At 65.7% G+C, this 19,289-nt stretch carries 12 protein-coding genes; 7 read left to right on the top strand and 5 right to left on the bottom strand.

All coding sequences use genetic code 11. The annotated features are described in order from the left end of the window. Nucleotides 1-180: 180 nt before the first annotated feature. The gene (locus tag AMD14_RS18405) at nt 181-3,060 is read left to right on the top strand and encodes a TonB-dependent receptor (RefSeq protein WP_011052358.1); all 2,880 of its coding nucleotides are present in this window, start codon (nt 181-183) and stop codon (nt 3,058-3,060) included. A 255-nt stretch (nt 3,061-3,315) separates the two neighbouring features. Here AMD14_RS18405 and AMD14_RS18400 read toward each other — a convergent pair whose 3' ends face one another. The 4 genes from AMD14_RS18400 to AMD14_RS18385 all read right to left on the bottom strand — a co-directional run bounded on the left by AMD14_RS18400 (nt 3,316) and on the right by AMD14_RS18385 (nt 8,544). Beyond that, nucleotides 3,316-6,150 carry a valine--tRNA ligase gene (locus tag AMD14_RS18400; protein ID WP_011052357.1) on the bottom strand — a complete coding sequence of 945 codons (2,835 nt, stop codon included), beginning with the start codon at nt 6,148-6,150 and terminating at the stop codon, nt 3,316-3,318. A gap of 126 nt (nt 6,151-6,276) precedes the next feature. Then, complete coding sequence (locus tag AMD14_RS18395) at nt 6,277-6,702, bottom strand: DNA polymerase III subunit chi (RefSeq protein ID WP_003490202.1); 426 nt, start codon at nt 6,700-6,702, stop codon at nt 6,277-6,279. Nucleotides 6,703-6,709: 7 nt separating this feature from the next. Then, the gene (locus AMD14_RS18390) at nt 6,710-7,072 is read right to left on the bottom strand and encodes a hypothetical protein (protein WP_003490204.1); all 363 of its coding nucleotides are present in this window, start codon (nt 7,070-7,072) and stop codon (nt 6,710-6,712) included. Continuing rightward, nucleotides 7,072-8,544 (bottom strand): leucyl aminopeptidase, encoded by a 1,473-nt coding sequence (locus AMD14_RS18385; protein WP_003490206.1) that lies wholly within the window; start codon nt 8,542-8,544, stop codon nt 7,072-7,074. Before AMD14_RS18385 ends, AMD14_RS18390 begins: the two co-directional genes overlap by 1 nt. A 107-nt stretch (nt 8,545-8,651) precedes the next feature. Between AMD14_RS18385 and lptF the strand changes: the two genes are divergently transcribed. The 3 genes from lptF to AMD14_RS18370 are packed head-to-tail and all read left to right on the top strand — an operon-like array spanning nt 8,652 to nt 11,141. After that, nucleotides 8,652-9,734 (top strand): LPS export ABC transporter permease LptF, encoded by a 1,083-nt coding sequence (lptF, locus tag AMD14_RS18380; RefSeq protein WP_011052356.1) that lies wholly within the window; start codon nt 8,652-8,654, stop codon nt 9,732-9,734. Next, nucleotides 9,683-10,837, top strand: a complete 1,155-nt coding sequence (gene lptG, locus AMD14_RS18375) for an LPS export ABC transporter permease LptG (protein ID WP_171843864.1) — start codon at nt 9,683-9,685, stop codon at nt 10,835-10,837. The genes lptF and lptG overlap by 52 nt, the downstream gene beginning before the upstream one ends. 4 nt (nt 10,838-10,841) lie before the next feature. Further along, nucleotides 10,842-11,141 carry a hypothetical protein gene (locus AMD14_RS18370; RefSeq protein WP_005920760.1) on the top strand — a complete coding sequence of 100 codons (300 nt, stop codon included), beginning with the start codon at nt 10,842-10,844 and terminating at the stop codon, nt 11,139-11,141. Between the two features lie 109 nt (nt 11,142-11,250). Here AMD14_RS18370 and AMD14_RS18365 read toward each other — a convergent pair whose 3' ends face one another. Next, complete coding sequence (locus AMD14_RS18365) at nt 11,251-11,718, bottom strand: RDD family protein (protein WP_005913488.1); 468 nt, start codon at nt 11,716-11,718, stop codon at nt 11,251-11,253. Between the two features lie 357 nt (nt 11,719-12,075). Between AMD14_RS18365 and xerD the strand changes: the two genes are divergently transcribed. The 3 genes from xerD to purL all read left to right on the top strand — a co-directional run bounded on the left by xerD (nt 12,076) and on the right by purL (nt 18,917). Then, nucleotides 12,076-13,047: a site-specific tyrosine recombinase XerD gene (gene xerD / locus AMD14_RS18360; RefSeq protein WP_003490213.1), complete on the top strand. Its 972-nt coding sequence runs from the start codon at nt 12,076-12,078 to the stop codon at nt 13,045-13,047. A 480-nt stretch (nt 13,048-13,527) separates the two neighbouring features. Continuing rightward, nucleotides 13,528-14,331, top strand: coding sequence for a DsbC family protein (locus AMD14_RS18355; protein WP_011052354.1), 804 nt, complete (start codon nt 13,528-13,530; stop codon nt 14,329-14,331). A 539-nt stretch (nt 14,332-14,870) separates the two neighbouring features. Next, nucleotides 14,871-18,917: a phosphoribosylformylglycinamidine synthase gene (gene purL / locus AMD14_RS18350; protein ID WP_011052353.1), complete on the top strand. Its 4,047-nt coding sequence runs from the start codon at nt 14,871-14,873 to the stop codon at nt 18,915-18,917. Nucleotides 18,918-19,289 lie beyond the last annotated feature (372 nt).

The raw sequence follows: 19,289 nt of genomic DNA, 5'->3' as shown, positions 1-19,289 counted from the left end.
TGCATGCGCAATGGGTCGAGCACGCACGTGCGTGCAGATGACACCTCGTCACGATCGCTGCGGCACCGTGCGTTGCTGCACCGCCAGTTGCGGCGCGTTAATTTTTCGTTTAAGAATTGGGAAGGACCGCAGGGCACGGGGGCGTGCGGACACTCAAGAATCCTTCTGGAGAGAGAAAGGATGAAGCGTCTGATTGGCCCCCATCGGTCATGCCTGGCCGTGCAGTTGTCATTGTGTCTGATCCCCACGCTCGCCTGGGCGCAACAGCCCGAGGCCGCACCGAGCACGCGCACGCTCGACAGCGTGCAGGTCACCGGCACGCGCATCAAAACCGCCGAGTTGCAGGGGCAGGTACCGATCCAGACGCTCAATCGCGCCGACATCGAACGCACCGGCCTGACCTCCATCGGCGAAGTGCTGCAGGAGCTCACCGCGTCCGGTTCGGCGCTCAATGCCAAGTTCAATTCGTCGGGCAACTTCGGCTTTCCGCCCGATGGCAGTGGCGTGGGTGCCGGCTCGGCGCAGGTGGATCTGCGCCATCTCGGTTCCAAGCGCGTGCTGGTGCTGGTGGATGGCATTCGCTGGGTCAATGAATCCTCCGCGTCCGGCGTGGGCTCGTCGACCGATCTCAACACCATTCCGCTGGCGATCGTCGAGCGCATCGAAGTGCTCGAAGACGGCGCCTCGTCGTTGTACGGCTCGGATGCGATTGCCGGTGTGGTCAACATCATCACCCGTCGCAGTTTCGACGGTGCGCAGGTCACGCTCAACTACGGGCAGTACGGCAAGGGCGATGGCACCAACCAGGGCATGGACCTGGCGTGGGGCACCAGCGGAGAGAATTTCAGCCTGTTTCTGGGCGCAAGCTATGTCAAACAGGATCCGATCTATGCGCGCGATCGTGCGCAGGCCCGCTTCCCGATTCCTGGCACCGGGCTGACCTTCGCCAGCTCGGCGACGCCGGATGGCCGCTTCCAGTTCGTCGATCCCAACACCGGCGTGCGCCAGAACCTCACGCCCAATGCCGGCGTCGGCACACCGCAATACGATGGCAGCGGCGGTTGCACGCGCAGCGACGACTATCACTGCTTCGGCACCGCAGACCGCTACAACTTCGCCGAGCAGAATCTGTTGCTGACACCGTCCGAGCGCAAGGGCGTATTTGCGCAGTTCCGCTATTACTTCAACGACGACGTGCAGTGGTACGTCAAGGCGTTGGGCAACCGGCGCGAATCGACCAACCAGGCCGCGCCGGAGCCTATCTTCCTCGGGCCCGACGCCGGCACCGGCAACCCGCTGGCGGACAACATCGTGATCTCCGCGCTCAACCCGTTCAACCCGTTCGGATTCGATCTGGATTCGGCCACCAATCTGATCCAGATCGGTCGCAGGCCGGTGGAAGGCGGGCCGCGGCGTTACGAGCAGCAGGTCGACACCCAATATTTCGGCACCGGCCTGGTCGGCACGTTCGAAGGCGCAGGGCGGACCTGGTTCTGGGACGTCAACGGCATCTACAGCAAGAACAAGGCCGAGCAGACCAACTACGGCAGCTACAACCTCTACAACATCAACCTGGCGCTGGGCGACCCGGCTGGCTGCGCGGCCGTGGCTGGCTGCGTGCCACTGGATATCTTCAGCGGTGCCGGCAGCATCACGCCGGAGATGTTGCGCTGGATTCAGCCGGTGGTGCGCGACCGCAGCCAGAACGAATTGAGCCTGTTCACCGCCAACCTCAGCAGCGAGTTGTTCCAGTTGCCCGGCGGTGCGGTGTCGTTCGCCAGCGGTTACGAATACCGCAAGTACGAGGGCTCCTATCAGCCCGATCCGCTCACCGTGGCCGGGCGTTACAACGGCGTGCCCTCGTTGCCCACGGCGGGCAGCTACGACGTCAACGAAGCCTATCTCGAACTCAATATTCCGATCTTCGCCAACTCCGCATTGGGCGACAAACTGGATCTGAATATCGCCGGACGCTATTCGGACTATTCGACATTCGGTGGCGAGTTCACGCCGAAGTACGGTCTGCGTTGGCAGGTCACCGATGAGTTCGTGTTGCGCACCAGTTATGCGGAAGGCTTCCGTGCGCCGACCATCGGCGAGTTGTTCGGTTCGGCGGCACGTGCGGATCTGCAATTGTCGGACCCGTGCTCGATCGGTCTGGGCGGCACCGCGCCGCGTGGCAGCGCGGCCAACTGCGCAGCGCTCGGCGTGCCGACGGGCTACCAGCAGGCCAACCAGCAGATCTCGGTCACCACCGGCGGCAATGAACAACTGGACCCGGAGCATTCGCGCAGTTTCAGCGCGGGTTTTGTCTTCAGCCCTGGATTTGCGAGCGATGCCAGCTGGTCCGACCGCCTCGATCTGGAGGTGACCTTCTATCGCCATCATGTGGATGGTGCGATCCAGGCGATCAATGCGCAGACGCAGCTGGATTTGTGCGTGGATACGCTGGATGCGTTGTACTGCGATGGCATCGCGCGGGCGTCCACCGGCGGCATCAATGCCTTCAACAACCGGCTGACCAACCTGGGCTCGATCAAGACCGACGGCTGGGACGTGGATCTGTTCTGGACGCTGCCGGAAGCCGCGTTCGGGCGCTTCAAACTCTCGTGGCAGAACACCTTGGTAGGCCGTTACGAGGCGCTGGGCGCGGCAGGTCAGCGGCAGCCGCAAGGGCCGGGTATCGAGGTGGTCGACAGCGCAATTCCGGAGTGGACCAGCAACGCAGTACTGGATTGGTCGCTGGGCAACTGGACGGCTTCGTGGACTGCGCGGCACATTTCCAAACTCACCGAGCAATGCGGTGACGCGGTGGAGTTTGCGGTGTGTTCTGATCCGACGGTGGGAACCAACCGGCTGGATGCGATTACCTATCACGATGCGCAGGTGGGCTATCGTGTGGATTGGCTCAAGGGCCTGCAACTCACGGCCGGCTTGAACAACGTATTCGACAAGGATCCGCCGATCTGCCTGTCCTGCTCCCTCAACGGCTACGACGCATCCACTTACGATATCCCCGGTGGACGTTTCTGGTATGCGCGTGTGGATTTGAAGTTCTAGTCCACAGCGCTTACATCGCGGACAGATGCGATGAATTATGCGCCGGGCAGTGGAGTTGCGATTTACTGCAGGGCCTTGCCCGCCCACCATCGCGGGACACGCTGCAAATACGTCCCTGTAAGCTCCGTGGCGGCATCCATGCCGCCATGGGTTTATGGCGTGTTCCGCGAGCGGTGAGGGCACCGCGCACTCGACACGCTGCTCCGACCCTGAGCGCGACCGCACGACTGCGGCGCGCTCGACTGACCGACTTGCTCAGATCTTCGCGCGCTGCTCGCGCAGGCCGGTCAGTTGCGTGGTCCAGTCGTTCAAGCGCGCGCGCTCCTGTTCGACCACTGCAGCTGGCGCATTCTGCACGAACGTCGCGCTGCCGAGTTTGCCGTTGCACTTGCCGATCTCGCCTTCCACGCGCCTGATTTCCTTGTCCAGGCGGGTGCGCTCTGCATCCATGTCGACCAGGCCTTCCAGTGGCACCAGCAACGTGAGTTCGCCGACGATGGCGGCGGCCGACGGCGGGGTGTCCTGGCCAGCGTCCAGCCAGTCGATGCTTTCCAGCTTGAGCAGGAACGACAACTGCGAGGCGAAGCGGGCAACGCGCGGGCGGTCGTCGGCAGTGCCGGCCTGCAGCAGCAGGCGCACCTGCTTGGACGGCGGCACGTTCAATTCGCTGCGCACGCGGCGCAGCGCCGACACCATCGACTTGAGCCATTCGACATCGGCTTCAGCGCTGGCATAGCTGCCGGTATCGACATCGCCGGGCTGCGGGAAGCTCTGCAACGAGATTGTGGCGGTGGTAATGCCTAGGCGCGGTGCGACCTGCTGCCACAATTCTTCGGTGACGAACGGGGTGAGCGGGTGCAACAGGCGCAGCAACGACTCCAGCACAAACAGCAGCGTGTGGCGCGTGCTGGCGGCCGCGTCGGCGTCCTGATGGTTGAGCGCCGGCTTGGCCAGCTCCACGAACCAGTCGCAGAACGCATTCCAGGCGAATTCGTACAGCGATTGCGCGAGCAGGTCGAAGCGATAGTTGGCGTAATGCGCGTGGGTTTCCGCGGTGACCTTGTCCAGGCGCGCCAGGATCCACTTTTCCGCTTCGGTGCGCGGCTGCGGCACGCCGGTAAAGCGTGCGCCTTCGCTGTTCATCAACACGAAGCGCGTGGCGTTCCACAGCTTGTTGCAGAAGTTCTTGTAGCCCTCGGCGCGGCCCAGATCGAACTTGATGTCGCGGCCATGCGTGGCGAGCGCGGCGATGGTGAAGCGCAGCGCGTCGGCACCGTGGGCGATGATGCCGTCCGGGAATTCCTTGCGTGTGGCTTTTTCGATCTTGGGCGCATCCTTCGGCTTCATCAGCCCGCTGGTGCGCTTGGCCACCAGGTCTTCGATGCTGATGCCGTCGATGATGTCCAGCGGATCGAGCACGTTGCCCTTGGACTTGGACATCTTCTGGCCCTGCGCATCGCGAATCAGGCCGGTGATGTAGACATCGCGGAACGGCACCTGGCCGGTGAAGCTGTCGGTGGCCATGATCATGCGCGCCACCCAGAAGAAGATGATGTCGAAGCCGGTGACCAGCACCGACGACGGCAGATAGCGCCCGAAGCCGCGCTCGGCCATCGCCTGCGCATCCGGCCAGCCCAGCGTGGAGAACGGCCACAGCTGCGAAGAGAACCAGGTTTCGAGCACGTCGCTGTCCTGATGCAGCGCAATCTCCGCACCCAGGCCATGTTTGGCGCGCACCTCGGCTTCGTCATGGCCCACGTAGCACTTGCCTGCATCGTCGAACCACGCCGGAATGCGATGGCCCCACCACAGCTGACGGCTGATGCACCAATCCTGGATATTCTCCATCCAGTGACGATAGGTGTTGATCCAGTTCGGCGGCACGAATTTGATCTGGCCGCTTTCGACCAGCTCCAGCCCGCGCTTTGCCAGTGCATCCATTTTCACGAACCACTGATCCGTGAGGTAGGGCTCGATCACCTGGCCGGTACGATCGCCGCGCGGCACCTGCAGCTTGTGCGGCTTGGTTTCGACCAATACGCCCAGGTCTTCCAGTTCCGACAGCACCAGCTTGCGTGCGTCATAACGATCCAGGCCGCGATAACGCTCCGGCGCATTCTCGTTGATGGTGGCGGTGACAGTGAACAGGTTGATCAGCGGCAGGTCATGCCGCACACCCACCTGATAATCGTTGAAATCGTGCGCAGGCGTGACCTTGACCACGCCGGTGCCGAAGGCGCGGTCGACGTAATCGTCGGTGATCACTGGCACGTGCCGGCCGGTCAGCGGCAACACGATGCGGGCGTTATGCAGCGTGAGATAACGCGCATCTTCAGGGTGCAGCATCACTGCGGTGTCGCCGAGCATGGTTTCCGGGCGCGTAGTGGCCACCACCAGATAATCGCGGGTCTCGCGCAGCGTCTCATTGCCGTCGGCATCGTGCTCGACGTGTTCGTAGCTGACGTCATCGGCCAGCGGGTAACGGATCGACCACAGGAAGCCGTCTTCTTCGACGTTTTCCACTTCCAGGTCGGAGATCGCGGTCTTCAGCACCGGATCCCAGTTGACCAGGCGCTGGCCACGGTAGATCAGACCTTGCTCGTACCAGCGCACGAACGCTTCGTTGACCGCGGCCGACGGCTGCGGGTCCATGGTGAAGGTGCTGCGCGACCAATCGCTGGAGGTGCCCAGGCGGCGCATCTGGCGCTCGATGGTGTCGCCGGATTCGGCTTTCCATTCCCACACCTTGGCGATGAAGCCCTCGCGCCCCAGCGAATCGCGCGTTTGTCCCTTGCCTTCCAGCGCCAGATTGCGCGAGACCACCATCTCGGTGGCGATCCCGGCATGGTCGGTGCCCACCTGCCACAAGGTGTCGTAACCACGCATGCGGTGATAGCGCACCAACGCATCCATCAGCGTCTGCTGAAATGCATGGCCCATGTGCAGCGTGCCGGTGACATTGGGCGGCGGCAACAGCACGGTGTAGGGCTCACCCTTGCCGGACGGCACGAAATAACCGGCCGCCTCCCACTGCGCATACAGGCGCGATTCGAAGGAAGAGGGATCGTAGCTGGAGGCGAGGGTGGTCATAAGGCAGGGAATGGGGAGTCGGGAATAGGGAATAGGGAATAGGGAATGGGTAAAGCGGGAGGTGCTGATCGGTGACGGTCTAATGGGACGGAGCCAAGTTTCGATTCCCCATTCCCCATTCCCGATTCACATGTCGTACTTGGTCAGTTCCAGGCCCAGGGCCTTGTATTGTTTCCAGCGTTCGCGCAGCGGTTCGCGGGCAGCGGGGTCGGCGGGGACGACTTCGAGCACGCGGTCGCAGGCGCCCAGGTACGGGTCGTCGCGCAGGTTGATCACCAGCGGGCGCGAGGGGGCGGCGAATTCCGGTGCGGCGATCAGCACCGGTGCCAGTTCGTCTTCCTCGTCGGTGCCGGCGATCTGGTGCGGCACGTAGGCCTCGTCGTCGAACGCCCACAGCAGATCGTCCAGCGCTTCGGCCTGCTCCGCATCGCGGGCCAGGATCAGCGTGGACAGGTTGGCGTCGTTGGCCTTGCGCGCCAGCTCGCAGACCAGCCGCAGCGGTTCGTTGAGGAAGCGCGGCTTGGCGATCAGATAAAAATCGGCACGGGGCATGGTCAGATCACGAAACGGAAGGAAAAACGGATTCGGCAATGATGCTGCCGAGCGTGAACAGCAGGCCGGACGCCAGGATCACCAGCACGAACCCGCCCATCGCCCGTAAGCGCCGACCGGCAGGCCGCGCGCGATACAGATAGATGGGGATGAATACCAGCCAGGCCAGCACCATCCCGATGTTGAGCCACATGGGGCGGCGAACGCCGTACTGGCGGCTGTCGGCCGCCAGCCAGACGAAAATCAGCGCCAGCAACAGCGCAAACCGCACCAGGTCGCTGGCAAGCCCGTTCCAGTTGGGCAGCGTGCTGGTGACCCCGTCCGCCAGCACGAATCCGGCGATCAGGGCCAGTGCAGCGCGCGGCGACATCAGGCGGCGCGGTCCAGCAACCACTGCGTCAGCAGGCCCACCGGGCGGCCGGTGGCCATGCCGCGCTTGCCTTCGTCGCTGGCGACGCCAGCGATGTCCAGATGCGCCCAGCGCTGGTTTTCGGTGAAGCGCGACAGGAAGCAACCGGCGGTGATGGCACCACCCCAGCGGCCGCCGATGTTGTAGACATCGGCGAAGGTGGAATCCAGCAGCCCCTGATATTCGTCCCACAGCGGCAGGCGCCAGGCGCGGTCGAACACGTGCTCGCCGGCGGCCAGCAATTCGTTAGCCAGGTCGTCGTGCTTGCTCATCAGGCCGGCGGTCTGGTGGCCCAGCGCCACCATGCAGGCGCCGGTCAGCGTGGCCACGTCCACCAGTGCCTCGGGGTTGAAGCGTTCGGCGTAGGTCAGCGCATCGCACAGGATCAGGCGGCCTTCGGCGTCGGTATTGCCGACTTCGATGGTCTTGCCGGACATGCTGGTGATCACGTCGGAGGGGCGGTAGGCGTTGCCGTCGATGGCGTTCTCGACCGCCGGCACCACCACCACCAGATTGATCGGCAGCTCGGCCTTGACCGTGGCCACGAAGGTGCCGATGACGTTGGCGCCACCGCACATGTCGTACTTCATTTCCTCGATGCCGCCCTGCGTCTTGAGGTTGACGCCACCGGTGTCGAAGGTGATGCCCTTGCCGACCAGCACGTAGGGGCGCGCGTCGCCGCCGCCATTCCACTTCAGCACGATCAGGCGCGGGCGGTTGGCCGAGCCACGTGCCACCGACAACAGCGAACCCATGCCGAGCGCTTCCATCTGCGCCTCGTCCAGGATCTCGGCCTCGGCGCCGCGGAACTTGCCGGCAAACGCGGCCGCGGTGTCGGCCAGGTAGGCCGGGGTGCAGTAGTTCGGCGGCAGGTTGCCCAGCTCGCGGGCGAATTCCACGCCTTCGGCGGTGGCCACGCCCACGGCGAGCGCGCGGGCGTCGTCGCCGGCAATCGCCAGGGTGGTCAAGCCGGTTTCATCCACCTTCTTCTTGCCCAGCGTGGCGGTGTAGCGATAGGCCGCGTGGTCGCTGACGGTCACCGCCTGGCGGATGTTCCAGGCTGCATCGCGGGCCTTGACGGTGAGTTCGGTCAGGGTGAGCAGGGCGGTGCCGACCGCGCCGGTCTTCAGCGCCCGGGTCGCATCGCCGACGGCCTTGAGGTAAGGCGCCACGCCGAACTTGCCGGCTTCGCCCAGGCCGACCACCAGCACGCGCGGCGCGGTGACGCCGGGCAGGTCGTGCAGCAGTGTGGTGCTGCCGGTCTTGCTGGCCACGTCGCCGCGCGCGACCAAGGCCGTCAAACGGCCCTGGCTGGCGCTGTCCAGCGCCTGGGCAGCGGGCGAAAGGGTCTTGTCGGCGAACACGCCAACCACGATGCAGTCGACGGCAGCGCTTGCCGGCGCGTCTTGGTTCAGGGTGAATTGCAGGGCCATTGATCAGATTCCGTAGGCAAATCCGTACAATCGCGGGCTGTTTACGCCAACCGGACTAGGCTGGCGGCGCCGCGAACGAATCCGAGAGTTTAAAACAAGCCCACCCCATGCCGAAGCTCGATCGATACCTGCTCAGCGATTTCACCCAGAGCTTCCTGGCCACCTTGATCGTGCTGCTGGTCGTCAGCGTCGGCGGCGTGCTGGTGGATATCCTCGGCAATATCGCCGACGGCCGCATCCCGGCGCGCTTGCTGCTGTCGCAGGTGGGGCTGCAATTCGTGGCGTATCTGCCCATCATCCTGCCGCTGGCCTTGATGCTGGGCCTGCTACTGGCACTGGCGCGGCTGTACCGCGATTCAGAAATGGCCGTCATTACCGCCATTGGCGTGGGTCCCAGGCGCATGCTGCGGCCGATGCTGATGCTGGTGGTGCCGGTGGTGGTGGTCATCGGGTTGTGCTCGCTGTGGCTGGGCCCCTGGGCGAGCCGCACCGCCAAGGCGATGCTGGAGGACGCCAATCGCAGCGTGCTGATGGCCGGCCTGGAGTCGGGCCAGTTCACGCCGCTGTCCGGTGGTGGGGTGGTGTACCTGCAGACGATCTCTGCCGACGGCAAGGGCCTGGGCAAGGTCTTCATGCAGCGCCAGCAGAACGATCGCATCGATGTGGTCACCGCCGACCGCGGCGCGATGTTCTTCGAAGGCAAAACCGACCGTTACCTGCGCCTGGACGATGGCTACCGCACGGAAGGTCCGGCGAGCGGCGCGACCCTGGACTACCGATTGATGAAGTTCGCCAGCAGCGATATCGCCTTGCCCGACCGCACCCGCGTGCACGATGCCAACGACCCGGAAGTGATGTGGACCACCCAACTGCTGTCGGACGAACGCCCTGCCGCGCGCGCCCAGCTGCATGAGCGCCTGGCGCCGCCATTGCTGGCACTGGCGTTCGCCTTGCTCACCTTGCCGCTGTCGCGCAGCGCACCGCGGCAACAGCGTTATGGCCGGATCATGCTGGCGTTTCTGGCCTACATGGTGGGCACCAATCTGATGATCGTCGGCACCCAGTGGATCGCCAACGGCAAGACCCCGGCGGCGCTGGGCCTATGGTGGTTGACGCTGCCGCTGCTGGCCGTGGCGGTATGGGCGTATGCGCGCGACGGCCGCGTGCGTCGGCCGAGGGCGCGCGCATGAGGCTGACGCCGCGGGTCCACGATTGGTATGTCGGTCGGGTGGTGCTGTTTACCGTGCTGCTGACCTGGGCGGTGCTGCTGGGGCTGGATCTGGTCAACGCCTTAGCCAGCGAAGCCAAGAACATCGGGCAGGGCAGCTACACCTTCGGGCACGCGGTGGCTTACGTGGCCTACACCGTGCCGCGCCGGGCCTATACCTTGTTCCCGACGGCCGCGGTGATTGGCGCGCTGATGGGACTGGGCCAGTTGGCCGCCACCTCCGAGCTGACGGCGCTGCGCGCGCTGGGTGTGTCGCGCAAACGCATGTCCGCCTCGGTCGTCGCAGCGATGGCGCTGCTGACCGCCAGCATGGTGATCAGTGGTGAAACCATCGGGCCATGGGCACAGAACCAGGCCGACACGCTCAAGGCCAGTGCCCGCTACAACAGCGATATGGCGTCTTCGCGCTACGCCGGGCTGTGGGCGCGAGAGGGCGACACCTTCCTCAACGCCTTGAGTGGTGAAGAGAAGCTGCTCGATGGCGGTGGCACCGCACTGGATCTGCACGATGTGCGGCTCTACCACCTTGATTCCAGTGGCAGGATGCAGCAATTGACCTACGCCTCGGTGGCCGAACACCGCGACGGCCGTTGGACCCTGCGTCAGGTCCGTCGCGACACCTTCCAGGAACGCTCGGTGCAGCGCGAAACCTTTCCCGAATTGCCGTGGCAATCGCAACTGAATCCTGCTGCGCTGGCCGCTGGCCTGGCCAAGCCGCGCAATCTCTCCGCGCACGATCTGGAGCAGAGCATCGAATACCGTCGCCGCAATGGATTGGACGCGCGCGATTACGAGGATCAGTACTGGAGCCGGTGGTTCTATCCGCTAAACGTGCTGGCGCTGTGCATGGCGGCAATCCCGTTCTCGTTCGGCTCGCTGCGCAGCGGTGGCTTGGGCAAGCGCCTGTTCCTGGGCATTCTGTTTGCGCTGGGTTTCTGGCTGCTGCAGCTGTTCTTCGGCCGCATGGCCGGCGCCCTCAAGCTCGATTACCGCATTGCCTATGCGCTGCCGCCCATGGTGATGCTGGGTGTGTCGGCGTGGTTGTTCCGCAGGCGTAGTAGCTGAGCGCATGCGGCGGGTGAGCGTGGTGGGTGTGGCGCTCTGCCTGCTATACCTGGCGGCAACTGCTTTTTGCGTGTGGGGTGCGCTCAGCGCTCAGGGCGATCCCAAGGGCCACTTCGTTCTGCTGCAATTGCCGTTGACGCCTCAGCTGATCGCACTGAACGCCCTCCACGCGGATGCCTGGTTGACCAACATGCGTTGGACGGCAAGTTATGCGTTGTTGGTTCCGCCATTTTTAGCGGTGCTGTATGCGTTTGGGCATGCATTTCAGTGGTTGATTGCGCGCGCCTTCTTGGGTGCCAAATAAGCCGCAGCCCGGTTTGGTCGCTGCCGCTAGCCCTAGAGCATTCCAGGTGCAGTCGCATGCATCGAAGATGCGGGAGCTTCGATAGGAAAGTTGTGGACTGCCGGCCCGATTACTGCAATTTCCTGGCAATACGCTCCAGCCGCGTCTTACTCGCACGGTCATGCCAGGTTAGCCGGTCGCGATCCAGCCACGCCCACCAGAATCCCAGTCCGCCCAGCGCCAGCGACAAGCTGCCGACGGCATAGCGGATCCACAGCGCACGCCAGGACACCTGTGGGTCGATCAAGCGCAGCCGCCAGGGGCGCATGCCCAGCGTCTGCCCGCCGCGCCGCCAGCTCACGGTGGCGTAGATGCCTGCGGCGATCCAGCAGCACAGCCACAACAGCCATTGCCAGCCGCTGAAAGGCGCGATGTTTTCGCGCGCGGGGTGCCCGGCGAGCGTAAAGCCCAGCGTGAAGACGGTGGAGATCAGCATCGACAGCGCCAGCACCGGCCAGGCGTCGTAGCACAACGCCAGCAGCCGCCAGCCCACCAGGGCAGGCGCGCGTGCAACGCGAGGCGAAGGAATTGAGGTCATGGCGCGAGCATAACGGTCGCCCAGCACTGCGCAACGCCGCGCTGCAGTAGCCGCGCTCTGGTGCCTGCACGCGCTGACGCACGCGATACATCGAACTGCGATCAATCGCATCCTGGCGCGAAGGCTGATGCGCAGACGCGGCATGTTCAATTGGGCGCATGCCCATGCCGGGGACCTACCGGCCATGGCAGCTCTGGCGTCGCGATCCGGATTGCCTGCCCGCCTGCGGACGACGCGTGCTGATCACGCATAACAATGACGCGCACAGGTCCTAGCCCGCGCGCGCAGGCAAGGCACCTACCGGCAACCCGCACTGCGTCCGCTCTCAAAACGCGCGCCGCGTTTTATGCTGTGGCGATGTCTGCCAGCAGCCCCGCCGAACGCCGCCAACTAGCCCGCCACCTGCCGCCGGTGCAGCCGGCTGATGCCAGCGTCATCGAACGGTTTCTCGACCGGTTCTGGGCCGAGCAGGGCGTGGCGCGGCAGACCCTGGAGAGTTATCGGCGCGATCTGGAAGGGCTGGCGCGTTGGCGCGATGGCGCTGGTGGCGGCTTGCTGGGCATCGACCGTGCCGCCCTGTTCGACTATCTGCGCTGGCGCACCCGGGCGAATTATTCTCCGCGCAGCACGGCGCGGCTGTTGTCGACCTTGCGTGCGTTCTACGGACTGTGCCTGCGCGATGGCGCGCGCAGCGACGACCCCACCGCCTTGATCGACCCGCCGCACCTGCCACGCTCGCTGCCAAAGGCCTTGACCGAAAGTCAGATCGAGGCCCTGCTGGCTGCGCCGGACCTTGACACACCTGCGGGCCTGCGCGATCGCGCCATGCTGGAACTGATGTACGCCGCGGGCCTGCGTGTGAGCGAGCTGGTCAACCTGCCGGCAGTGGGGGTGAACCTGCGCCAGGGCGTGTTGCGGGTGACCGGCAAGGGCAGCAAGGACCGGCTGGTGCCGCTGGGCGAGGAATCCCAGCATTGGTTGGAGCGTTACCTGCGCGAGGCGCGCCCGCTGCTGGCCGCGAACAAGCCGGTGGCAGCGGTGGACGGGCAGGTGCCGTTGTTCATCGATGTCTCCCGCCAACCGCTCAGTCGTCAACAATTCTGGGCGCTGGTCAAACGCTACGCAGCGGTGGCCGGCATCGACCCGGCCACGGTCAGCCCGCACGGGCTGCGCCACAGCTTTGCCACCCATCTGCTCAACCACGGCGCCGATCTGCGCGCGTTGCAGATGCTGCTGGGCCACAGCTCGTTGTCGACCACCCAGATCTATACGCTGGTGGCGCGCCAGCATCTGCAGAAACTGCACGCCAGTCATCATCCGCGTGGTTAGTCCGCGCGGCGCCTCGCCATGGGCGTGCGCGCTGGCGACGCGCCGGTCGCGGTTGCGGTAGAGCTGCGACCAGGCCAATCGCCTGCCCGCGGCCGCACCAACACCGCCAGCTGACGTTGTTGGTACCTCGCCAGACCCGCTCGGCGGCCGTGGCGGCCCTGCCGGTCAGGGTGGCGCCGGCCGGTGTGGCCTCCTCGTTGTCATACCTCGTGCTGACGGGCAGCGCCGGGCGCCATGCGGCGCTGTACTCCAGGAAACAAAGAGAGCGGGGGACGACGCTTGGGGGGCACCTTCAGGGGGCCTTGCGACGGCGAAAACGCCGAGCCCATCGCCAGACGCGGCAGACCACGCTCTGCACTGCGTCTGTCCAACAGGTGCAGCAACGGGGTGCCTGCAGCGCTCACAAACTGTCGCGGCCGCGGCCAGGCTTCATCTGCGCTGTGCGAGAATCCCGGCACCTCATTCCATCTGGATGCGTGAATGTATCGTCTTGCCATCGCCGCGCTGCTGGGCGCGATCAGCCTTACCGCCTGCGCACAATCCTCGCAGCCTGCGGCAAGCACTGCCGGCGCCAAGCCAGCCGCTGCGCCCGCCGCCACCGGCACCGGCACCGTGGACCAGCGCGTGAGCACGGCGCTCAAGGCGCTGGACCCGGATTTCAAACCCGATTACATCGGCGCTGCGCCGTTCCCCGGCTTTCGCGAAGTGGTCGTCGGCGGGCAGGTGCTGTACGTCAGCGACGACGGTCGTTACCTGATCCAGGCGCAGCCGTTCGACATCCAGAACAAGCAGTTCGCCGCCAGCCCGGGCTTGCTGGCCTACCGCCGCAAGCAGCTGGACACCGTGCCCAAGGCCGACCGCATCGTGTTCGCGCCGGCCAACCCGAAGTACACCGTCACCGTCTTCACCGATGTGGAGTGCGGTTACTGCCGTAAGTTGCATAGCGAGATCGGCGAGCTCAACAAGCAGGGCATCGCGGTGGAATACCTGGCGTTCCCGCGCATGGGCCTGGGCAGCCAGGACCATAAGGAAATGATTGCGGTGTGGTGCGCTGCCGATCGCAAGCAGGCGCTCACGGCCGCCAAGTCGGGTCAGCCGGTCGCCTCCAAGGACTGCAAGAACCCGGTGTCGATGGAATACAACCTGGGCCAGCGCCTGGGCGTCAACGGAACGCCGGCGATCTTCGCCCCCGACGGCACCCAGCTCGGTGGCTACCTGCCGCCAGCCCAGTTGCGTGAGGCGCTGGAAAAGCGTGCCGTGAGCACGGCGGGCGGCAGCCGCTGAGGCCGTCTCGGCTCTGATCATCGTGGCGCGTCGCCGATAGCGCCGTTGCGTTGATCGTCTGCGCAACGACAAGGCCCGGGTCCGACTGCATCCGGGCCTTTGCTGTTTCTGGGGGTTAGCCGCCATCTAGAGCGTGTCATGCACGTTGAGATGAAATGCGTTGGCTGCCAGCGGTGCGGCGCGGGTCCTGCGTGGCGCCGGCTCGGCGTGCGCTTCGTGCCGCTGACGGCCAACCCTCCGGGGGCGCCCTGTGGCGCGCCGATACCGCGTTGCGCGCCTTGCCCAGGCGGCCAGCCTGGGCCCGCAGCGCACGGCTTGTCTCGACGCGCCACGGAACGCTTCACACGCGCCTCAACGTCCATAACACGCTCTAGTCGCGTCCTTCATGCTGGCCGGTGCAACGTGCGCGCATGGGGCGGCGACAAGGGTCCCGCCTGACGATTCCCATTCCCGAGTCCCGCCATCGCACGCGCAGTCCGGCGTCGATTCATCAGCTCCGTTACAATCTGCAGCCCCGTTTCTGACACGGTTCCCCGGACATGATGGTCCTCGAGGGCGCTTCCGCCCTTTCGCCGTTCCGCCGCGCTCGGCTCGAAACCCGCCTGCAAACCCTCGTTCCCGCGCTGCGTATCACTGGCGCCTGGCACGTGTACTTCATCCGTCCCGAGGCCGGGCAATCGCCCGACCAGGCCACCTTGCAGCGGATCCTGCAGGCCAACGCCGCGCCCGCCGAGCGCGATGCCGATGCCTCCTCGCGCTACGTGGTGCCGCGCCTGGGCACCTTGTCGCCGTGGTCGAGCAAGGCCACCGAACTGGTGCGCGGGGCTGGGCAGCCGATCCAGCGCGTGGAGCGCGGCACCCGCATCGATCTGGCCGGCTGGCCGGACGACGCGTCCGCCCAGGCCGCCGTGGCCAAGTTGCTGCACGACCCGATGACGCAATCGCTGCTCGGTTCGGCCGCCGCTGCCGAAGCGCTGTTCAACGTGCCCGACCCGGGCCAGCTGCGGCGCGTGCCGCTGGATGGGCTGGAGCAGGCCAACCGCGACCTGGGCCTGGCCCTGGCGCAGGACGAGATCGACTACCTGCGCGAACGTTTCGGCGCGCTGGGCCGCGACCCGGCCGACGTCGAGCTGATGATGTTCGCCCAGGCCAACTCCGAGCATTGCCGGCACAAGATCTTCAATGCCACCTGGACCATCGACGGCAAGCCGCAGGAGCGCTCGCTGTTCCGCATGATCAAGCACACCCACCAGCAGACCCCGCAGCACACCTTGTCGGCCTACAGCGACAACGCGGCGGTGGTGGAAGGCGTGCCGGCTGCGCGCTATCGCCCGGATCCGGCCACCGGCCAATACCGCAGCGAAGCGGTGCTGCCGTCGGCGTTTGCGATCAAGGTGGAAACGCATAACCACCCGACCGCGATCGCACCGTTCCCCGGCGCGGCCACCGGTGCGGGCGGCGAAATTCGCGACGAAGGCGCCACTGGGCGCGGCGGCAAGCCCAAGGCCGGCCTGACCGGGTTTTCGGTCTCGCACCTGCGCATTCCGACCCTGCCGCAGCCCTGGGAAGCGCCGCGCGCGCTGAACCCGCGCATGGCGCCGGCGCTGGACATCATGCTCGACGGCCCTCTCGGCGGCGCAGCGTTCAACAACGAATTCGGCCGGCCGAACCTGCTCGGCTATTTCCGCAGCTTCGAGCTTGCCGAAGGCCCGGGCCTGACCCGCGCCTACGACAAGCCGATCATGCTGGCCGGTGGCCTGGGCGCGATCGACCGCAACCAGGTGGAAAAGCTGCGCCTGCAGCCGGGCGATGCGGTGATCGTGCTCGGCGGCCCGGCGATGCTGATCGGCCTGGGCGGCGGTGCGGCCAGTTCGGTGGCGGCCGGCGACAGCGCCGAGGCACTGGATTTCGCCAGCGTGCAACGCGAAAACCCGGAAATGGAACGTCGCTGCCAGGAGGTCATCGACCGCTGCGTGGCGCTGGGCGTGGACAACCCGATCCGCTGGTTCCACGACGTGGGCGCGGGTGGTTTGTCCAACGCCATCCCCGAGCTGCTGCACGATTCGGGCGTGGGCGGCATCATCGACCTGGGCCGCGTGCTCACCGACGACCCGTCGCTGTCGCCGCTGGAACTGTGGTGCAACGAATCGCAGGAGCGCTACGTGCTCGGCGTGCCGCAGGCGCGCCTTGAAGAATTCGCCGCCATCTGCGCCCGCGAACGCTGCCCGTTCGCCGCCGTCGGCGTGGCGACGGCCGAGGAGCGGCTGGTGGTGGGCTATGGCGTCCTGGACGCCGGGAATCGGGAATCGGGAGTCGGGAATCGTAACGGCACGCTTGTGGCTGCCGACACCGCTTCACACCATTCCCCATTCCCGACTCGCGATTCCCAGCTCCCGATCGATCTGCCCATGGACGTGCTGTTCGGCAAGGCGCCGAAGATGCATCGCGATGCGGCGCATCCGGGTGCGCCGCAATGGCCGGTGCTGCAGACCGCGTCGCTGGACCTGCAGCAGGCGGGCCTGCGCGTGTTGGCGCATCCCACCGTGGCGTCCAAGAGCTTTCTGGTCACCATCGGCGATCGCAGCGTTGGCGGTCTGACCGCACGCGAACAGATGATCGGTCCGTGGCAGCTGCCGCTGGCCGATTGCGCGATCACGCTGGCCGGTTTCGATACCTTCGAAGGCGAAGCGATGTCGATCGGCGAGCGCACGCCGCTGGCGCTGTTGAATGCCGCCGCATCTGCGCGCATGGCCGTGGGCGAAGCGATCACCAACCTGTGCGCCGCACCGGTGCAGACGCTGGACAGCATCAAGCTCTCGGCCAACTGGATGGCCGCCGCCGGCCATAGCGGCGAAGACGCGTTGCTGTACGACGCCGTGCGCGCGATCGGCATGGAGCTGTGCCCGGCACTCGAACTGAGCGTGCCGGTGGGCAAGGATTCGCTGTCGATGCAGGCGCAGTGGCAGGTCGGGAATCGGGAATCGGGAATCGGGAATGGTGAAACGCCTCAGCCCTCCGCTTCCACCATTCCCGATTCTCCATTCCCTATTCCCGGTGAAACGCTGAAAAGCGTTTCGCCGGTCTCGTTGATCATCAGTGCGTTCGCCCCGGTTGGCGATGTGCGCACGCAGCTGACGCCGTTGCTGCGCAGCGGTGAAGAGAGCGAGTTGTGGTTGATCGGGCTGGGAGGCGGCAAGCAGCGGCTGGGCGGGTCGGTGCTGGCGCAGGTGTATGCCGACGACACCGCGCTGCCGGCGTTCGGCGGCGAGGTGCCGGATCTGGACGATGCGCAGCGGCTGCGCAGCTTCTTCGAATTGATTCGCGACGCGCGCGACAGCGGGCTGTTGCTGGCGTATCACGATCGCAGCGATGGCGGTGCGTTTGCTGCGCTGTGCGAGATGGCGTTTGCGTCGCGGCAGGGCCTGGATATCACGCTGGATGCATGGGGCGACGATGCGTTCCGCAGCCTGTTCAACGAAGAATTGGGCGCAGTGGTGCAGATCGCCAGCGAAGACCGCGCCGCGTTCGCCGACCTGGTCGAGCGCCACGCATTGACCGAATGCGCGCAGCGCATTGCACGCCCCACCGGCACGCCGCGCATCCGCGTGAGCGGGCAGGGCCGCGTGCTGGCCGAATGGCGCTGGGAAGAGCTGTTCGATGCGTGGTGGTCGGTGACCCATGCGATGCAGAAGCTGCGCGACAACCCGGACAGCGCCGATGAAGAACGCGCCCTGGCGCGTGATTTCAAGGCGTCAGGCCTGCGCCCGAAGCTGGTGTTCGACCCTTCCGACGATGTCGCGGCGCCATTCGTGGCCACCGGCACGCGGCCCAAGGTGGCGATCCTGCGCGAGCAGGGCGTCAACGGGCAGATCGAAATGGCCTACAACTTCGAGCGTGCCGGTTTCCGTCCCTACGACGTGCACATGAGCGACCTGATCGAGGGCCGCGTGGACCTGAGCGCGTTCGTGGGCTTTGCGGCGTGCGGCGGTTTCAGCTACGGCGACGTGCTGGGTGCAGGCCGCGGCTGGGCGACATCCATCCTGGAGCGCTCGGCGCTGCGCGACGCGTTCGCCGCGTTCTTCGCACGCAGCGATACGTTCGCGCTGGGCGTGTGCAACGGATGCCAGATGCTCAGCCAGCTCAAGGACATCATTCCCGGTGCCGAGCATTGGCCGCGCTTCCTGCGTAATCGCAGCGAGCAGTTCGAAGCGCGCACCGCGCTGCTGGAAGTGGTGGAGTCGCCGTCGATCTTCCTGCGCGGCATGGCCGGCTCGCGGATTCCGGTGGCGGTTGCGCATGGCGAAGGCCGCGCAGAGTTCGATAGCGCCGTGGACCAGGCCGCCGCACGCGTGGCATTGCGTTACATCGATGGCGACGGCGCGGTGGCGTCGCAGTATCCGCTCAATCCGAACGGTTCCCCCGACGGCATCACCGGGCTGACCAGCAGCGACGGCCGCGTCACCATCCTGATGCCGCATCCGGAGCGCACGCCACGCAGCGCAAACCTGAGCTGGTACCCGGTCGACTGGGGCGACGACTCGCCGTGGCTGCGGATGTTCCGCAACGCGCGGGTGTGGTGCGGTTGATGCCGTGCGGCTGATCGGCAGCCGCTGACGCATGACCCGACGGCCGTGTGCAGCGATGCACACGGCCGTTGTCGTTTAGGCCGGCGCGCTGAATCTGCAATCGAAATCGGTTGCAGATTCGTCGCGTGCTGCCGCTACCACTACATGCGCGCGACGCGATGACCGGTCTCCGTTGCATAGCCATGCGGGTTTGCCGACCTCGCCAGCATCGGGCGCACGCGACCGGTAGCGTTTGTGGCGCGCTCGAATCAGGCGACGGAGCGGCTCGATGGCGATGGTCGCTCGATCAGCCAAGTGCGCGTCGTAATTCTTTTCGAGACTCATTTTCGCGGTGGCAGCGAATGGGACTAAATAATTAATCGGAACTTGGTA

It is taken from the genome of Xanthomonas citri pv. citri, from assembly GCF_000961215.1.
Lineage (GTDB): Bacteria > Pseudomonadota > Gammaproteobacteria > Xanthomonadales > Xanthomonadaceae > Xanthomonas > Xanthomonas cissicola.
This window is presented reverse-complemented; position numbering and strand designations above follow the sequence as displayed.